The sequence below is a fragment of the Nonomuraea rhizosphaerae genome, assembly GCF_019396405.1.
Classification (GTDB): domain Bacteria; phylum Actinomycetota; class Actinomycetes; order Streptosporangiales; family Streptosporangiaceae; genus Nonomuraea; species Nonomuraea rhizosphaerae.
The window spans coordinates 1-16319 of record NZ_JAHKRL010000147.1 but is presented as its reverse complement, the minus strand read 5'-3'; the positions used below and the strand labels follow the sequence as shown (position 1 = coordinate 16319).

The window sequence follows — 16319 nt, the reverse complement described above, 5'->3', positions numbered from 1 at the left end:
GCGGGGCGGGGGGCCCCCGCCCCCCCCCCCCCCCCTCGCGAGTCACCTCTCAGGACGTGGCGGCCACCTTGTCCGCCAGGTGCGACGGCAGCGGCTCGTACCGCAGGAACGAGCGCTGGAACGTCCCCGTCCCGTGCGACATGGACCGCAGGTCGATCGCGTACCGGGTGATCTCCAGCTCGGGCACCTCGGCCTTGACCAGCGTCCGCCCGGTGCCGACGGGCTCGGTGCCGAGCACGCGCCCGCGCCGCGACGACAGGTCCGACATCACCGATCCCACGTAGTCGTCGGCCACCAGCACCGACAGCTCGTCCACCGGCTCCAGCAGCAGCGTCGACACCTTGGACGCCGCCTCCTTGAGCGCCAGCTGGCCGGCGATCTGGAAGGCCATGTCGGAGGAGTCGACCGAGTGGGCCTTGCCGTCGTACAGGGTGACGCGCACGTCCACCATCGGGTAGCCGGCGACGACCCCCCGCTCCATCTGCGCCCGCACGCCCTTCTCGACCGACGGGATGAACTGCCGGGGCACCACGCCGCCGACGATCTTGTCCACGAACTCGAAACCCCCGCCGGACGGCAGGGGCTCGACCTCCAGATGGCAGATGGCGAACTGGCCGTGACCGCCGGTCTGCTTGACGTTGCGTCCCATCGCCTGGCACTTGCCGCCGAACGTCTCGCGCAGCGGCACCCGCAGGTCGATCCGCTCGACCTCGACGCCGTGCCGCTTGGACAGCCGGTCGAGCAGCACGTCGGTGTGGGCCTCTCCCATGCACCACAGGACGAGCTGGCGGGTCTCGGCGTTGTTCTCCAGGCGCAGGGTCGGGTCCTCGGCCACGAGGCGGCCCAGGGCCTGCGAGAGCTTGTCCTCGTCGGCCTTGGACTTGGCCTGGATGGCGACCGGCAGCAGCGGGTCGGGCATCGCCCACGACGTCATCAGCAGCGGCCGCTCCACCTCCGACAGCGTGTCGCCGGTCTCGGCCCGCGACAGCTTGGCCACCGCGATGATGTCGCCGGCGATGCCCTTGGCCGCGCCGCGCTGCTGCTTGCCCAGGGGGCAGGTGAGCGTGCCGATGCGCTCGTCCACGTCGTGGTCCTCGTGCCCGCGGTCGGCCTGGCCGTGCCCGGACACGTGCACGGTCATGTCGGGGCGCAGGGAGCCCGAGAAGACGCGTACGAGGCTGATGCGGCCCACGTACGGGTCGCTGGTGGTCTTGACGACCTCGGCGACCAGGGGACCGTCGGAGTCGCAGGTGATGCCCTTGACGGGCTTGCCGTCCAGGGACGTGATCTCGGGCATGGGGTGTTCGAGGGGGGAGGGGAAGCCCTGGGTGATGAGTTCGAGCACCTCGTGGGCGCCGACGCCGAGCCCGCTGCACAGCACCGGGAAGAAGCTGCCGCGCGCGACGGCCTTCTCCAGGTCCTCGATGAGGACCTTGGTGTCGATCGGCTCGCCCTCCAGGTAGCGCTCCATGAGCGACTCGTCTTCGCTCTCCTGGATGATGCCCTCGATCAGGGTGCCGCGGTGCTCCTCGATCTGCGACTCGTACTCGGCTCCCGGGTCCTTCTCCGTACGGGTGCCCGTGGCGTAGTTGTAGAACTTCTGCGTCAGCAGCCCGATCAGGCCGTTGACGTGCCCGTTGGTGATCACCGGGAGGTACAGGGGGGCCACGCCGTCGCCGAAGACGTCCTGGCAGGTGGCCAGCACCTCGTCGAAGTCGGCCCGCTGGTGGTCGATCTTGGTGATCACGACGGCCCTCGGCATGCCGACCTGGCTGCACTCCTCCCACAGCATCCGGGTGAGCCCGTCGATGCCCTCGGAGGCCGACACGACGAAGAGGGCGGCGTCGGCGGCGCGCAACCCGGCGCGCAGGTCGCCCACGAAGTCGGCGTAACCGGGGGTGTCCAGAAGGTTGATCTTGATGCTGTTGTGCACCAGCGGCGCGAGGGAGAGGTTGACCGAGCGCTGCTGACGCACCTCCACCTCGTCGAAGTCGGTGACCGTGTTGCCGTCCTCCACCCGGCCGGCCCGCTGGATCGTGCCGGTCGCGGCCAGCAGTTGCTCGACGAGGGTTGTCTTGCCCGCTCCTGAGTGGCCGACCAGCACGACGTTGCGTATCGCGTCCGCCCTGTCGGCCGCTGGTGCCCTGCCCGCGGCTCCCATGGCATGGCCCTGGTTCTTTTCCGCCACATTCGCCTCCCGCGTCGTCGGTGTGAGGTGCCAACGCCGCGCCCGGGCGGGGGATGGAGACCGCTTGGACGCGGTGTGTTCACCAAATACCCCTGTGGCGGATATCACAAGGGGGGTGAGGCAAAGAAAGTCGTCGGTCCTTCGATGGCCTACGATCGGAGCGCCATGCTGAAACTCCTGCGCCCCGCCATGACCCGGATCCTCACCCCGCTGGGCAGGGCACTCGTCCGCCGCGGGATCGGCCCCAACGCCGTCACCGCCATCGGCACGATCGGCACGGTCGTCTCCGCGCTGGTGTTCTTCCCGCTGGGGCAGCTCGCCGCGGGCGCCCTGGTGATCACCGTGTTCGTGCTGTTCGACCTGCTGGACGGCCTGGTGGCCCGGCTCGGCGGCAAGGGCGGCAGCACCTGGGGGGCCTTCCTCGACTCGACGCTCGACCGGGTGGCCGACGCGGCGATCTTCTCCGGGCTGATCCTTTACTTCATCTCGCGCGACGACACGGTGATGGCGGCCGTCACGCTGGGCTGCCTGGTGGCCGGGGCCCTGGTGTCGTACGCCAAGGCCAGGGCCGAGGGGCTCGGCCTGACCTGTGACGTGGGCCTGGCCGAGCGGCCGGAGCGGCTGGTCGTGGCACTGGTGGCCGCCTGTTTCTCCGGGCTCGGCGTGCCGTACATTCTGCCCGCGGGGATGTGGCTGCTGGCGCTCGCCAGCGCCGTCACCGTCGTGCAACGGGTGGTGCACGTCCACCGGCAGACGAGGGAGCCATGAGCGAGAATCCGTCGATCAGCGATCGTGTCGTCGCCGCGGGGTTCGCGGCCGGCTGGAAGCTCGTGCCGCTGCTGCCCGAGCGGCCGACGGCCGGGGCGTTCAGGCTGCTGGCCGACCGGCTGTGGCGCAGGCGCGGCAAGTCGGTGCGCCGCCTGGAGTCCAACCTGGCCAGGGTGACCGGGCTGGAGCCGGGCAGCGCCGAGCTGGGCGAGCTGACCAGGGCGGGCATGCGCTCGTACTTCCGCTACTTCCACGAGGTGTTCCGGCTGCCGTCGATGCCCCGCGAGGAGGTCGTCCGCCGCACCCACGTGACCGGCGTCGAGCACGTCCACGACAACGTGGCGGCCGGGCGCGGCGTGGTGCTGGCGCTGCCGCACATGGGCAACTGGGACCAGGCGGGCGCCTGGCTGGCGGGCATCGGGCACCCGTTCACGACGGTCGCCGAGCGGCTCAAGCCCGAGTCGCTGTTCCGCCGCTACGTCGCCTTCCGCGAGGGGCTCGGCATGGAGGTGCTGCCGCTGACCGGCGGCGACGGCCACAACTTCGGGACCCTGGCCACGCGCGTGCGTAAGGGCGGCGTGGTGTGCCTGCCGGCCGAGCGCGACCTGACCAAGAGCGGCATCGAGGTGCGCTTCTTCGGCTCGGCGACCAAGGTGCCGGCCGGGCCGCCGCTGCTGGCCGTGCAGACCGGCGCGGCCCTGCTGCCGGCCATCGTCTACTTCCACGGCGACGACTGGGGCGTCGACATCCACCCGGAGGTCGCCGTCCCCGCCGAGGGCACCCGGCAGGAGAAGGTCGCCGTCGTGGCGCAGCGCCTGACGGACGTCTTCGAGAAGGGCATCGCCGAGCACCCGGAGGACTGGCACATGCTGCAGCGGCTGTGGCTGGAGGACCTGACCCGATGAAGGTCGGCATCGTCTGCCCCTATTCCTGGGACATGCCCGGCGGGGTCAAGCAGCACATCGACGACCTGGCCCAGGCGTTGATCGCGCAGCGGCACGACGTCTCGGTCATCGCCCCGGCCGCCGACGACGAGGAACTGCCGCCGTACGTGACGGGCGCGGGCCGGGCCATCCCGGTGCCGTACAACGGCTCGGTGGCCCGGATGTCGTTCGGCTTCATCTCGGCGGCCCGGGTGCGCAGGTGGGTGCGCGACGGCGGCTTCGACGTGCTGCACATCCACGAGCCGCTGGTGCCGAGCCTGGGCGTGCTGGCCTGCTGGGCGGCCAAGGGGCCGATCGTGGCCACCTTCCACGCCTCCTGGACGCGCTCGCGGGCCATCGCGGTGGCCGAGCCGCTGCTGCGCAGCGCGCTGGAGAAGCTGAGCGGCCGTATCGCGGTGTCCGACGCGGCCCGCAAGAGCCTGGTCGAGCAGTTCGGCGGCGACACCGTGCTGATCCCCAACGGGGTGACGGTCAGCCGCTACTCCGACGCCGAGCCGCTCGACGGCTGGGGGCCCGACGGCGCGACGCTCGGCTTCCTGGGCCGGATGGACGAGGAGCGCAAGGGCCTGCCGATCCTGCTCGACGCCTTCGCGCAGCTCGCCCCCGAGCGCCCGGACCTCAAGCTGCTCGTCGCCGGGCCCGGCGACGCCAAGGACGTCCACGACCGGCTGCCGAAGGGCGTGCGCGACCGGGTCACCGTGCTGGGCATGGTGAGCGAGGCCGACAAGATCCGCGCCTACCACTCGGTGGACGTGTTCTGCGCGCCCAACACCAGGGGCGAGAGCTTCGGCATCGTGCTGGCCGAGGCCATGGCCTCCGGCGCCACCGTGCTGGCCAGCGACATCCCGGCCTTCCGCAAGGTGCTGGGCGAGGGGCAGGCGGGCGCGCTGTTCAGCAACGGCGACCCGGCCTCGCTGGCCCGCGAGGCGGCGGCGCTGCTCGACGCCCCGGAGCGGCGCGCCAAGCTGGCCGAGGAGGCGCTGGTCGCGGTCGGCAAGTACGACTGGTCGACGGTCGCGCGCGACGTGGTCAGGGTGTACGAGACGGTGACCGCCAGCGGGGCGGGCCGCGTGGAGGAAGATCTGTGACGGCCCGTCCGAGGGCTTTTCCGGCGACGACCTGTGACAGGTGATCACCTTTGAGTCCCCTCATCATCGCGCTGATCGCGGGCATCGTCGTGGTGCTCACGGCCGTCTACATCTCCTGGCGGGCCGGCCGCCTGGACCGGCTGCACATCCGGCTCGAACTGGCCCAGGAGGCCCTCGACGCCGCGCTCATGCGCCGCCGGGCCGTGGTCCTGGAGCTGGCGGGCTCCCGGCTGCTGGACCCGGCCACCTCGCTCGTGCTGGCCGCCGCGGCCCACGAGGCCAGGATGTCAGGCCCGGAGGAGCGCGAGCACGCCGAGAGCGACCTGTCGGGCGCGCTGCGCGCCGCCGTCGACCAGGAGCGCTTCAGGGAGAAACTGGCCGAGTCACCCGGCGGCCAGGAGCTGCTGGAGGAGCTCGACGGCGCGGTGACCAAGGTCGTCTACTCGCGCCGCTTCTACAACAACGCCGTCGGCGTCACCCGTACGGCCCAGCGCCGCTGGCTGGCCAGGGTGCTGCGGCTGGCGGGGCACACCGAATACCCGCAATTCTTCGAGATTGATGACAATCCGCCCGTCAGTATGGCAACCGAATGACCGCATTTAAGGAGCGCCGGTAAGCTTCTTCCGTTTTCTTGGCTGACGCGGAGGAGTACACAGGTGCGGCTACCCCGGATGATCACCGTGACGCTGGCAGGGGCGGCGGTCCTGCTGCCGGTGGCGGCCTGCTCGTCGGACAAGCCCTCCGCGGGCCAGGCGCCGCAGGCGACCACGGCGGCCCCGACGGAGCAGCCCACGGCGGAGGCCAAGAAGCACCCGTTCACCGGCCTGCCGATGAAGGGCGCCGCCAAGCAGGTGCTCGCCGTCAAGATCGAGAACACCGCCGCCGGCAAGCCGCAGATGGGGCTGCAGAGCGCCGACATCGTCTACGTCGAGCAGGTCGAGGCGGGCCTGACCCGGCTCATGGCGATCTTCTCCTCGAAGCTGCCGGCCAAGGTGGGGCCGGTGCGCAGCGCCCGCATCTCCGACCTGCACATCGTGCCGCAGTTCGGCAAGCCGGCCTTCGCGTACTCGGGCGTGCAGTCCAAGATGCTGCCCTTCATGGCCAAGGCGTCCCTGTACGACGTGGGCGACACCCGCAACCCGGGCGCGTTCTTCCGCCAGCCGGGACGCTTCGCCCCGTACAACCTGTTCGCCACCACCAAGAAGCTGCTGACCCGGGCGCCCGGCGCCGACAAGGCCAAGGACATCGGCTTCACCTTCGGCGACGCCCCGGCCGAGGGCGGCGTGGACAAGAAGTCGTACACCGTCAAGTGGCCCGGCGCGCGCTTCACCTTCGCCTGGTCCGAGGCCGACAGCAAGTGGCTGATCTGGCAGGACGGCAAGAAGGACATGGCGGCCGAGGGCGGGCAGCTCGGCGCGCCGACCATCGTGGTGCAGTACACCAAGACCGAGCGCTCGCAGTTCCACGACAAGAACCAGAGCTACACGCCCCTGGTGCACAGCACCGGGAAGGGCTCGGCCGTGGTGCTGCGCGACGGCAAGGCGTACAAGGCGAAGTGGGAGCGGGAATCAGAGGAGGCCGGCACGACGTTCACCACTACGAGCGGTGAGCCGATGAACTTCGCGCCCGGCCAGGTCTGGGTGGCGCTCGCCAGCCGTAAGCCCGTCATCCCTTGATATCCACTCCGTGGCGTACAAAAACGCTGATAAATCCTGACACGGTGGTGTGTCGGGGGAGAGCTGCTCAGGACCTATCCTGGGCTTGATAACTTACCGATCCGCCGTTGTGAGGAAGACCGTCGTGTCCAGCACGCCCGAAAACACCCCCGTCACCGGAACTGCCCGCGTCAAGCGCGGCATGGCCGAGATGCTCAAGGGCGGCGTCATCATGGACGTCGTCACCCCCGAGCAGGCGAAGATCGCCGAGGACGCCGGCGCCGTCGCCGTGATGGCCCTGGAGCGCGTGCCCGCCGACATCCGCGCGCAGGGCGGGGTGTCCCGGATGAGCGACCCCGACATGATCGACGGCATCATCTCCACCGTCTCGATCCCGGTCATGGCCAAGGCCCGCATCGGCCACTTCATGGAGGCCCGGGTGCTGCAGGCCCTGGGCGTCGACTACGTGGACGAGTCGGAGGTGCTCACGCCCGCCGACTACGCCAACCACATCGACAAGTGGCAGTTCACCGTGCCCTTCGTCTGCGGCGCGACGAACCTCGGCGAGGCCATGCGCCGCATCACCGAGGGCGCGGCCATGATCCGCTCCAAGGGCGAGGCCGGCACCGGCGACGTGTCCAACGCGGTCACCCACATGCGCACCATCCGGGCCGAGATCAAGCGGCTGACCTCGCTGCCCGAGGACGAGCTGTACGTGGCGGCCAAGGAGCTGCAGGCCCCGTACGAGCTGGTCGCCGAGGTGGCCCGCACCGGCAAGCTGCCCGTCGTGCTGTTCACCGCGGGCGGCATCGCCACCCCGGCGGACGCGGCGATGATGATGCAGCTCGGCGCCGAGGGCGTCTTCGTGGGCTCGGGCATCTTCAAGTCCGGCGACCCGGCCAAGCGCGCCGCGGCCATCGTCAAGGCGACGACGTTCTACGACGACCCGGACGTGATCGCCAAGGTCTCGCGCGGACTCGGCGAGGCGATGGTGGGCATCAACGTGGACGAGATCCCGCAGCCGCACCGGCTGGCCGAGCGCGGCTGGTAAGCGCGCCCGGCAAGAATCTGGGCGCGTCGTCGCAGGTCACGACCGTCGGCCGGTGAGATGATCTGACCCGGCGGGCACCGCGGCACGGCGGCGAAAATCTCCAAAAAGGCGATATCCGCGAAGGATGTCGCCTTTTTCGTGTTGTGTGGCGTTCACCGAGACGTCACGGAGGTTCGGGAAACTTCGGGCGTCCTCCGCCACCCGACCGTCCGAGGAGCGCTCCGTGTCCAAGCTGAACCGCCGCCACTTCCTCGTCACCGGCTTAGCGGCAGGCGCCGCCGCCACGATCCCGTCCACCGCCGCGCACGCGGAGCCCGACCCGGACCCGGCCGCGGAGAGCGCGCGGACCCTGGCCTCACGCGGCCTGACCACCGACCCGTTCACGCTCGGCGTGGCCAGCGGCGACCCCGACGACGGGGGGTTCGTCATCTGGACCCGCCTGGCCCAGCAGCCGCTGGCCGAGGACGGGTTCGGCGGCATGCCGCAGCGGCCGTTCGCGGTGCAGTGGCAGGTGTATTCCGACGAGCGCGCCCGCCGCGTCGTGCGCTCCGGGGTGGCCGTGGCCACGCCCGAGTGGGGGCACAGCGTCCACGTCGAGCTGGACCGCCTGTCGTCGGACCGCGACTACTGGTACCGCTTCCGCGTGGGCCCCTACGTCTCGCCGCTGGGCCGCGCCAGGACCGCGCCGCACCCGCTGTCGTACGGCGGCGGCCTGTCGATGGCGTTCGTCTCCTGCGCCCAGTACGAGCACGGCCACTTCACCTCCTACCGCAGGCTGGCCGAGGAGCGCCCGGACCTCATCCTGCACCTGGGCGACTACCAGTACGAGTACACCAGGAACACCTACACCATCCCCGGCGGCAACGTCCGCGACCACGAGGGACCCGAGACCGTCACGCTGGCCGGCTACCGCCAGCGCCACGCCCAGTACAAGGCCGACCCCGACCTGCAGGCCGCCCACGCCGCCGCCCCCTGGCTCGTCGTCTGGGACGACCACGAGGTGGACAACAACTGGGCCGACGACATGCCCGAGCGTCCCGAGGAGGCGCCCGCGTTCCCGCAGCGCCGCGAGGCCGCCTTCCGGGCGTACTACGAGAACATGCCGCTGCGCCGTACCTCCATCCCGCGCGGCGTGGACATGCAGCTGTACCGGCGCGTCCGCTGGGGCAAACTGGCCAACTTCCACATGATGGACACCCGGCAGTACCGCGACGACCAGGGCTGCGGCGACGGCTACAAGGACTGCCCCGCCTCGGTGGACCCGAGCAGGTCGATCGCCGGGGCCGAGCAGGAGGCCTGGCTGATCGACGGCTTCCACAGGTCGCGCGCCCAGTGGGACATCCTGGGCCAGCAGGTGTTCTTCGCCCAGCGTGACAACAACGCCGGCCCGGCCAAGGTGACCAGCCAGGACTCCTGGGACGGCTACGTCGCCTCCCGGCAGCGCATCACCCAGGGCTGGATCGACGCCCGGGTGCGCAACGCCGTCGTGCTGACCGGCGACGTGCACGCGCACTGGGCCAGCGACCTGAAGCTGGACTACGACGACCCGACGGGCCCGAGCGTCGGCTCGGAGCTGGTCGCCTCCTCGATCTCCACCGGCGGCGACGGGGCCGACTCCGACCCGGCCACGCACCCGTTCCTGGCGATCAACCCGCACCTGAAGTTCTACAACAACCAGCGCGGCTACGTGCTGACGAAGATCGACCGCCACCAGCTCAGCGCGGACTTCAAGGTGGTGCCCTACCTGCGCGAGCCCGGCGCCGAGTCCTACACCAGGGCGACGTTCGTGGTCGAGGACCGCGTGCCCGGCGTGCAGCAGACCTACCTGCGCCCGCTCGACCCGTCGGCGCTGGCCCGGCGCGTCTCGGTGGACGACACCGTCCGCCTGGAGACCGAGCGCCCGTAGCACCCGCGAAGCGGCGCTCCCGCCGGGGCGCCGCTTTTCGCGACCGGAATATTAGCCAGGCTAAGTTAGTTGGGCTAAGTATGTCGGACGATCCCGCCGAGCTGGCCGATCAGCTCTCCGCTGTCCTGCGCCACCTCGTGCTGCTGCTCAGGCGCACCGTCGCCGGCCAGCCCGTCACCAGCCAGCAGTACTCCGTGCTCGGCTCGCTGGAACGCGGCCCGCGCCGCATGACGAGCCTGGCCGAGGAGCACGCCGTGCAACTGCCGACCATGACCGTGCAGATCAACCGGCTGCAGGACGCGGGCCTCGTCGCGCGCGGCTCCGACCCCGGCGACGCGCGCGTCAGGACGGTCGAGCTCACCGGCGAGGGCCGCGAGCGGCTCCTGGCCGTACGGCGGGCCAGGAACGCCCACCTCGAACGGGAGCTGGCCGCGCTCACCGAACAGGAGCGCGACGCCCTGGCGATCGCCCTGCCCGCCCTGGCCAAGCTGGGCCTCGGCTGAGAGAACTCGTACAAGGAGCACCATGTCCTCGGGTGTGTCAACCCGCGGCGGAATCCTCCGCCAGCCCATGTCCGTCTGGGCCACCGCGTTCGCCGCGGTCGTCGCGTTCATGGGCATCGGCCTCGTCGACCCGATCCTGCCGTCCATCGCCCAAGGGCTGAAGGCCACGCCGAGCCAGGTGTCGCTGCTGTTCACCAGCTACTTCCTGGTGACCGCCGTGGCGATGCTGCTGACCGGCTGGGTCTCCAGCCGCATCGGCGGCAAGCGGACGCTGCTGGCCGGGCTCGCCCTGGTCGTCGTCTTCGCCGCGCTCGCCGGCACCTCCGGCAGCGTCGCCGAGCTGGTCGGCTTCCGCGCCGGCTGGGGCCTGGGCAACGCGTTGTTCGTGGCCACCGCGCTCGCCGTCATCGTCGGCGCGGCCAGCGGCGGCGCCGAGTCGGCCATCATCCTGTACGAGGCCGCGCTCGGCCTCGGCATCTCCGCCGGGCCCCTGGCCGGGGCGCTGCTCGGCGACTGGAACTGGCGGGCGCCCTTCTTCGGCACCGCGACGCTGATGGCCGCCGGGTTCGTGCTCGTCGCCACGCTGCTCAGGGCCACGCCCAGGCCCGCCGTCAGGACCCGGCTCAGCGCGCCCCTCAGGGCCCTGGCGCACGGCGGGCTGTCCACCACGGCCTTCACCGCGCTGTTCTACAACTTCGCGTTCTTCACGATCCTCGCCTTCACCCCGTTCATCCTGAACATGAGCGCGTACGGCATCGGCGCCGTGTTCTTCGGCTGGGGCGTCTGCGTCGCGCTGGCCTCGGTGTTCGCCGCGCCGCCATTGCGGCGCAGGATCGGCTCGGTGAACGTGCTGCACCTGGCGCTGGGCCTGCTGGCCGTCCTCCAGGCCGGCATCGCCCTGTCCGGGCACGCCGGGATCCACACCGGGATCCACGCCGGGATCATCGTGTTCACCATCCTGTCCGGCATCCCGATCGGCCTGAACAACACCGTCTTCACCGAGTCGGCCATGGAGGTCTCCGACGCGCCCAGGCCCGTCGCCTCCGCCGGGTACAACTTCGTCCGCTGGATGGGCGGGGCGCTGGCCCCGTACGTCGCCACCAAGCTCGGCGAGGAGATCGGGATCGCCGTCCCGTACGCCGTCGGCGCCGCCTGCTGCCTGATCGGCATGGGCATCCTCCGCGCCAGGCGCCACCACCTGCGCGCTCTGGCCCGCGTGGACGTCGCGGTGCGGGAGACCGCCGTGGTTGGATGACGTCCCATGATGGGGGACGCGCTGCTGGCGCTGCTGGCCGAGCCTCGTACCGATCTCACCGTGACCACGTGGAACGTGTGCGCGGGCACCAACCCCGCCTGCGCCCTCTACCGCCAGACCCCGGCCGAGCTGGCCCACAACATCGGCCAGTACGTCACCGGGCAGCCCGGCCCGCCGGACGTGATCTTCCTCCAGGAGTTCTGCACCGGCGCCGGCAGCGCCCTCGAACTGTGGCTGGAGCAGCGGACAGGGCGCCGCTGGACGGTCGGCTCGTGGGGCCTGACCGCTCCCGGCGGCGGGCCCTACGCCTGTCACCCCGACCGGCTCGGCCGCTCACGGGGCGCGCAGAGCGTCACCGTCGCGGTCGCCGATGACGCCGTCACCTTCCAGGGCTACCCGCTGGCCTCGCCGCCCTGGTACGCCGGGCGCGGCGTCCTGTGCGCCACCCTCCCCGCCAGGAAGGTGCGCGCCTGCGCCACCCACCTGTCGTCCGGAGCCGCCGCCGACGACCGGCAGCCCGGCGCCCCGTACCGGACCAGGCAGCTCGAACGGCTGCTCGCCGTCGCGGCCCGGCCCGGATACCGCGGGGTCCTCGGCGGCGACCTCAACACCACGCCCCGCCGGCGCATCATCGCGCCGCTGTACCGCGCGTACGAGGAGTGCGACCCACGCCGGCGCTGGACCCGCGCCGGCAAGAAGCTCGACTACCTGTTCGCCCCCAAGGGGACGGTGCGCGGCTGCCGCCTGGACCGCAGCACCACCCTGTCCGACCACCAGCCCCTGACCGTCAAAGTGGCCCTCTAGGAAGATCCCAGGCCATCCTGGTGTTGAATTGTCGGAATCCGCACCCCAACGGAAGGATCGCTGTGCCCACGATCGGTGTACTCGCTCTCCAGGGAGACGTGCGCGAGCATGTGCGCATGCTCCAGGAGTCGGGCGCCACGGCCACCGCCGTGCGCAGGCCCGCCGAGCTGGACGCGGTCGACGGCCTGGTCATCCCCGGCGGTGAGTCGACCACCATGTGGAAGCTCGCCGAGACGTTCGACATGCTCGACCCCCTCCGGATGCGGATCAAGGAGGGCATGCCCGCCTACGGCTCCTGCGCCGGCATGATCATGCTGGCCGACCGGATCGAGGACGGCGCCGACGGCCAGCAGACCGTCGGCGGCATCGACATGGTGGTCAGGCGCAACGCCTTCGGCCGCCAGGTCGACTCCTTCGAGGCCGACCTCGACTTCGCGGGGGAGCGGGTGCACGCCGTTTTCATCCGCGCGCCCTGGGTCGAATCGGTCGGCGCGGACGTCGACGTGCTGGGAACCGCCGAGCCTGGGGATAGGATCGTCGCGGTCCGCCAAGGGCCTTTGCTCGCGACCTCGTTCCACCCGGAGCTGACCGGGGACACTCGCGTGCACCGTTACTTCGTAGACATGGTCGATGGGAGTTCTAGGTAATGTCCGGCCACTCCAAATGGGCGACGACGAAGCACAAGAAGGCCGCGCTCGACGCCAAGCGCGGCAAGCTGTTCGCGAAGCTCATCAAGAACATCGAGGTGGCGGCCAGGACCGGCGGCCCCGACCCGGACGCCAACCCGACGCTCTTCGACGCCATCTTCAAGGCGAAGAAGAACTCCGTGCCCAACGACAACATCGAGCGGGCGCGCAAGCGCGGCGGCGGCCTGGAGGCCGGCGGTGCCGACTGGCAGACCATCATGTACGAGGGCTACGCCCCCGGCGGCGTCGCGGTGCTCATCGAGTGCCTCACCGACAACCGCAACCGCGCGGCCTCCGAGGTGCGCGTCGCGCTGACCCGCAACGGCGGCTCGCTGGCCGACCCGGGCTCGGTGTCGTACATGTTCAACCGCAAGGGCGTCGTGCTCGTCCCCAAGAACGGGCTCGACGAGGACGACGTGCTGACGGCGGTCCTCGACGCCGGCGCCGAGGAGGTCAACGACCTGGGGGAGTCCTTCGAGGTCGTCTCCGAGGCCGGTGATCTGGTGCCGGTCCGCAAGGCGCTGCAGGAGGCGGGCATCGACTACGACTCCGCCGAGTCCGGCTTCCTGCCCACGATGAGCGTCCCGCTCGACGAGGACGGCGCCAAGAAGGTCTTCCGCCTCATCGACGCGCTGGAGGACAGCGACGACGTCCAGAACGTCTTCGCCAACTTCGACGTCCCCGACGAGGTCATGGAGAAGCTGGAGGCCTGATCCCGCCCGTCCTGTCGGCGGACCCCTGTAGGGTCTGGCGTCGTGACTTTCCCCCCGCCCCCTTCCGCCGCCGTCCGGGCGAGCTCCGCCTCCCCGGCGCTGGGCTGGCTGCTCCTGCTGCCGGCCCTGCTGGGCACGCTGATCACGCTGCTCCTGCCGACCCTGCAGACGATCCTGCTCAGCCTGCAGTCGGTCAGCATCGCCGGCCCCAGCTCCTTCGTCGGTCTCGACAACTACGGCCGGCTGCTGGGTGACGCGGTCTTCTGGAAGGCGCTGGGGTTCACGGTCTCGCTGACGATCGTGCCGCTGCTGCTGGCCGTCGTCGCAGGGCCGCTGCTGGCGCTGGCGCTCGACTGGCCGGGCGGCTGGGTCAGGAAGGCCGGGCGGATCGTGCTCTCGCTCGGCCTGGTGACGTTCTCGCCGGTGGCCGTGGCGGTGAGCTGGCTGGTCGGCACCATGCCCGACCCCGTCACCGGCCGGACGAAGGCCGCGGGCGTCGGCGCGCTGGCCGAGGGGCTGCGTGACGTCGCCGCCGCGCCGGGAACGTTGCAGCTCATCATCGCCGCCGCCACGTTCGGCGTGGTCTGCGCGCTGGGCACGATGGCGTTCCTGCCCGCGCTGCGCGGCGGCACCGCCCCGCCCGCCATGCTCGCCGTGGGCGGCCTCGTCGCGCTGGCCACCGTCGCCGCTGGGCTGCAGGCGTTCACGATCGGGCTGGTCATGACGCGTGGCGGCCCCGGAGGCTCCACGCAGACGCTGGCGCTGCTGCAGTACACCGCCACGTTCATGATGGTGCGGATCGGCTCCGGCGCCGCGGTGGCGACCGTGCTCGGGCTGATCCTGGGCGTGCTGGGGATCGTGGCGGTCTGCGTGGCCGCCGGCAGCGGGATGCGCATCACGCTGCTGCCCCGCCGCGGCGACGGCGCCGGGCCCGCGTCCGGGCGTCTGGGGAAGATGGCGGTCGGCGCGCTGGCGCTGCTGCTCTTCGCGGCCCTCGCGCTCGCGCTGACCTGGCCGTGGCTCTCGGCGCTGTACTCGTCGGTGTTCCCCGCCCCGGCCTCCGGCCCCAGGCTCGACCGGCCCGTCGACGGCCTGCGCAACACCCTCAACACCTGGCTGCCCGCCCTGGTGGGCGCCCTCGTGACGGTCGGCGTCGCCTACCTGGCCGCGCTCGGCATCGGCGGCGTGCGGCCGCTGGGGCGCAGGAGCGAGTGGCTGCTGCTGGCCTTCGCCCCCTGGCTGTTCGTCGGCATCGGCCCGCTGAGCGTCGCCGACTGGAACAACGTCCGCAGCGTCGGCCTGATCGACACGTTCGCCTCGCTCATCCCGCCGATCCTGGTCAGCGTGCCCGCGCTGCTGATCCTGACGCTGCTGTGCAAGGGGCTAGCCGAGCGCGCCGGGAAGGACTTCCTCGGCGGCGTGGTCGGGCCCTCGCTGCCCATGGCCGGCGTCCTCGTCCTGGCCGTCACGCTCGTCAACGGCCAGGACCTGCTGTGGCCGCTGCTCGTGGCCCAGGACCCGGGGCTGGCCACCGGCCCCGTCGCCGTCTACACGCAGATGAACCAGTTCGCCTTCCAGACGCCCGAGCTCGGCCTGGCCACGCCCCTGGTCGTCATCGTCGTCGCCCTGGCCGCCGTCGTGGCCGCGCAGCTGTTCTACCTCGACCGGCTCGCCGTCACCGTGGGCGGCTCGCGGGAGTAGAGCCTGCCTGCGTAGATTGAGGGCCTGCCTGCGTAGATTGAGGGACTGTGGAGATCCGTGACATAACCCCCGGCGACCTCGACGCCGTTCTCGACGTGCGCAAGCGTTCCTTCGGCCCGGTCCCCGCCGCCGACCAGGAGCGCTGGCGCGAGGCGGCGCTGCCCGCGCTGGCCGAGGGACGTTACCTGGGAGTGTTCGACGGCCCCAGGCTCGCCGCCACGGCGCGGGTGCGCCCCTTCACCCAGTGGTGGCACGGCAGGCCGCAGCCCATGGCCGGCGTCGCCGCCGTCACCGTCAACCCCGAGGACCGCGGCAGGGGCGTCGGCCGTCAGCTCATGCGGGCCACCGTCGAGCGGGCCGCCTCCTTCGGCGACGCGCTGTCGGCGCTCTACCCGGCCACCACGCCCCTCTACCGCTCCGTCGGCTACGAGCACGCCGGGTCGCAGCACCGGCTCACGCTGCCCGCCGAGGCGCTGCGCACCATCCCGTCCACCGGCGCGGTCAAGCTGCGCAGGATGGGCCCCGGCGACGCCGCCGAGCTGGTCTCCGTCCTGCGCGCCACCCACGTGGCCGCCCGCGCCTCCGGGCCCATCTCCTACGACGAGCGCACCTGGGCGCTGTGGCTGGCCGACGAGGACGACTTCCTCTACCTGGCCCCCGACGGCTACGTCGTCTACCGCTGGGACAACGGCGACATCGACGTCGAGAACCTCGTCGCCGCCTCCGAGGAGACCTCCAGGGCCCTGTGGGCGCTGGTCGGCAGCGCCTCCTCCATGGCCGAGCGCGTCTCCGCCAACGTCGCCCCCGACGACCAGGTGATGTGGCTGCTGCGCGAACGCTCGAAGGAGGAGCTCAAGCAGACTCGCTGGATGCTGCGCGTGCTCGACCTGGCGGCCGCCGTGGAACGCCGGGGCTACCCCGCCGCCGTCACGGGCGAGGCGGTCGTCCAGGTGTCCGACCCGCTGTGCCCGGCGAACGCGGGGACGTGGCGGCTGGAGTTCTCCGGCGGCCACGGCGCCGCCTCCCGGGCCGGCGGCGGGGGCGGGCGCACGCCGCC

The 16319-nt window shown here is 71.5% G+C and carries 15 protein-coding genes; 14 read left to right on the top strand and 1 reads right to left on the bottom strand.

Translation table 11 applies throughout. The features are described 5' to 3' along the window. Positions 1–49 precede the first annotated feature (49 nt). Complete coding sequence (locus KME77_RS07160; protein WP_219463168.1) at positions 50–2188, bottom strand: elongation factor G-like protein EF-G2; 2139 nt, start codon at positions 2186–2188, stop codon at positions 50–52. Positions 2189–2353: 165 nt separating this feature from the next. Here KME77_RS07160 and pgsA point away from each other — a divergent pair, with 165 nt between their 5' ends. The 14 genes from pgsA to KME77_RS30215 form a co-directional block, all read left to right on the top strand. After that, positions 2354–2956: a phosphatidylinositol phosphate synthase gene (pgsA, locus tag KME77_RS07155; RefSeq protein ID WP_219463167.1), complete on the top strand. Its 603-nt coding sequence runs from the start codon at positions 2354–2356 to the stop codon at positions 2954–2956. Then, positions 2953–3861 (top strand): phosphatidylinositol mannoside acyltransferase, encoded by a 909-nt coding sequence (locus KME77_RS07150; RefSeq protein ID WP_219463165.1) that lies wholly within the window; start codon positions 2953–2955, stop codon positions 3859–3861. The genes pgsA and KME77_RS07150 overlap by 4 nt, the downstream gene beginning before the upstream one ends. After that, entirely contained in the window at positions 3858–4988 is a 1131-nt protein-coding gene (locus tag KME77_RS07145) for a glycosyltransferase family 4 protein (RefSeq protein ID WP_219463163.1), read from the top strand. The genes KME77_RS07150 and KME77_RS07145 overlap by 4 nt, the downstream gene beginning before the upstream one ends. 50 nt (positions 4989–5038) lie before the next feature. Continuing rightward, on the top strand, positions 5039–5581 hold the full coding sequence (locus KME77_RS07140) for a LemA family protein (protein ID WP_246609333.1): 543 nt from the start codon (positions 5039–5041) through the stop codon (positions 5579–5581). A 63-nt stretch (positions 5582–5644) separates the two neighbouring features. After that, positions 5645–6664 (top strand): DUF3048 domain-containing protein, encoded by a 1020-nt coding sequence (locus KME77_RS07135; RefSeq protein WP_308250597.1) that lies wholly within the window; start codon positions 5645–5647, stop codon positions 6662–6664. Positions 6665–6773: 109 nt separating this feature from the next. After that, a complete protein-coding gene (pdxS, locus tag KME77_RS07130; protein ID WP_443679251.1) occupies positions 6774–7694 on the top strand; it encodes a pyridoxal 5'-phosphate synthase lyase subunit PdxS in 921 nt (306 codons plus the stop codon). 223 nt (positions 7695–7917) lie between these two features. Further along, complete coding sequence (locus KME77_RS07125) at positions 7918–9600, top strand: alkaline phosphatase D family protein (protein WP_219463158.1); 1683 nt, start codon at positions 7918–7920, stop codon at positions 9598–9600. Positions 9601–9680: 80 nt separating this feature from the next. Beyond that, entirely contained in the window at positions 9681–10103 is a 423-nt protein-coding gene (locus KME77_RS07120; protein ID WP_219463155.1) for a MarR family winged helix-turn-helix transcriptional regulator, read from the top strand. Positions 10104–10170: 67 nt separating this feature from the next. Next, positions 10171–11358, top strand: coding sequence for an MFS transporter (locus KME77_RS07115; protein ID WP_246609332.1), 1188 nt, complete (start codon positions 10171–10173; stop codon positions 11356–11358). Positions 11359–11364: 6 nt separating this feature from the next. Further along, positions 11365–12162 (top strand): endonuclease/exonuclease/phosphatase family protein, encoded by a 798-nt coding sequence (locus tag KME77_RS07110; RefSeq protein ID WP_219463151.1) that lies wholly within the window; start codon positions 11365–11367, stop codon positions 12160–12162. Positions 12163–12224: 62 nt separating this feature from the next. Then, the gene (pdxT, locus tag KME77_RS07105; protein WP_219463150.1) at positions 12225–12809 is read left to right on the top strand and encodes a pyridoxal 5'-phosphate synthase glutaminase subunit PdxT; all 585 of its coding nucleotides are present in this window, start codon (positions 12225–12227) and stop codon (positions 12807–12809) included. Further along, positions 12809–13561, top strand: a complete 753-nt coding sequence (locus KME77_RS07100) for a YebC/PmpR family DNA-binding transcriptional regulator (protein ID WP_219463148.1) — start codon at positions 12809–12811, stop codon at positions 13559–13561. Before pdxT ends, KME77_RS07100 begins: the two co-directional genes overlap by 1 nt. Positions 13562–13603: 42 nt before the next feature. Continuing rightward, positions 13604–15262, top strand: coding sequence for a carbohydrate ABC transporter permease (locus KME77_RS07095; protein ID WP_219463146.1), 1659 nt, complete (start codon positions 13604–13606; stop codon positions 15260–15262). A gap of 47 nt (positions 15263–15309) precedes the next feature. After that, positions 15310–16319: GNAT family N-acetyltransferase (locus KME77_RS30215; RefSeq protein WP_308250596.1), on the top strand; the 1010-nt coding region annotated here is incomplete at its 3' end.

Bases quoted from the DNA above. Each gene is read 5' to 3' on its own strand.
- pgsA (WP_219463167.1), top strand. From the start codon at position 2,354: ATGCTGAAACTCCTGCGCCCCGCCATGACCCGGATCCTCACCCCGCTG.
- KME77_RS07150 (WP_219463165.1), top strand. From the start codon at position 2,953: ATGAGCGAGAATCCGTCGATCAGCGATCGTGTCGTCGCCGCGGGGTTC.
- KME77_RS07145 (WP_219463163.1), top strand. From the start codon at position 3,858: ATGAAGGTCGGCATCGTCTGCCCCTATTCCTGGGACATGCCCGGCGGG.
- KME77_RS07120 (WP_219463155.1), top strand. From the start codon at position 9,681: ATGTCGGACGATCCCGCCGAGCTGGCCGATCAGCTCTCCGCTGTCCTG.
- KME77_RS07115 (WP_246609332.1), top strand. From the start codon at position 10,171: ATGTCCGTCTGGGCCACCGCGTTCGCCGCGGTCGTCGCGTTCATGGGC.
- KME77_RS07110 (WP_219463151.1), top strand. From the start codon at position 11,365: ATGATGGGGGACGCGCTGCTGGCGCTGCTGGCCGAGCCTCGTACCGAT.
- KME77_RS07100 (WP_219463148.1), top strand. From the start codon at position 12,809: ATGTCCGGCCACTCCAAATGGGCGACGACGAAGCACAAGAAGGCCGCG.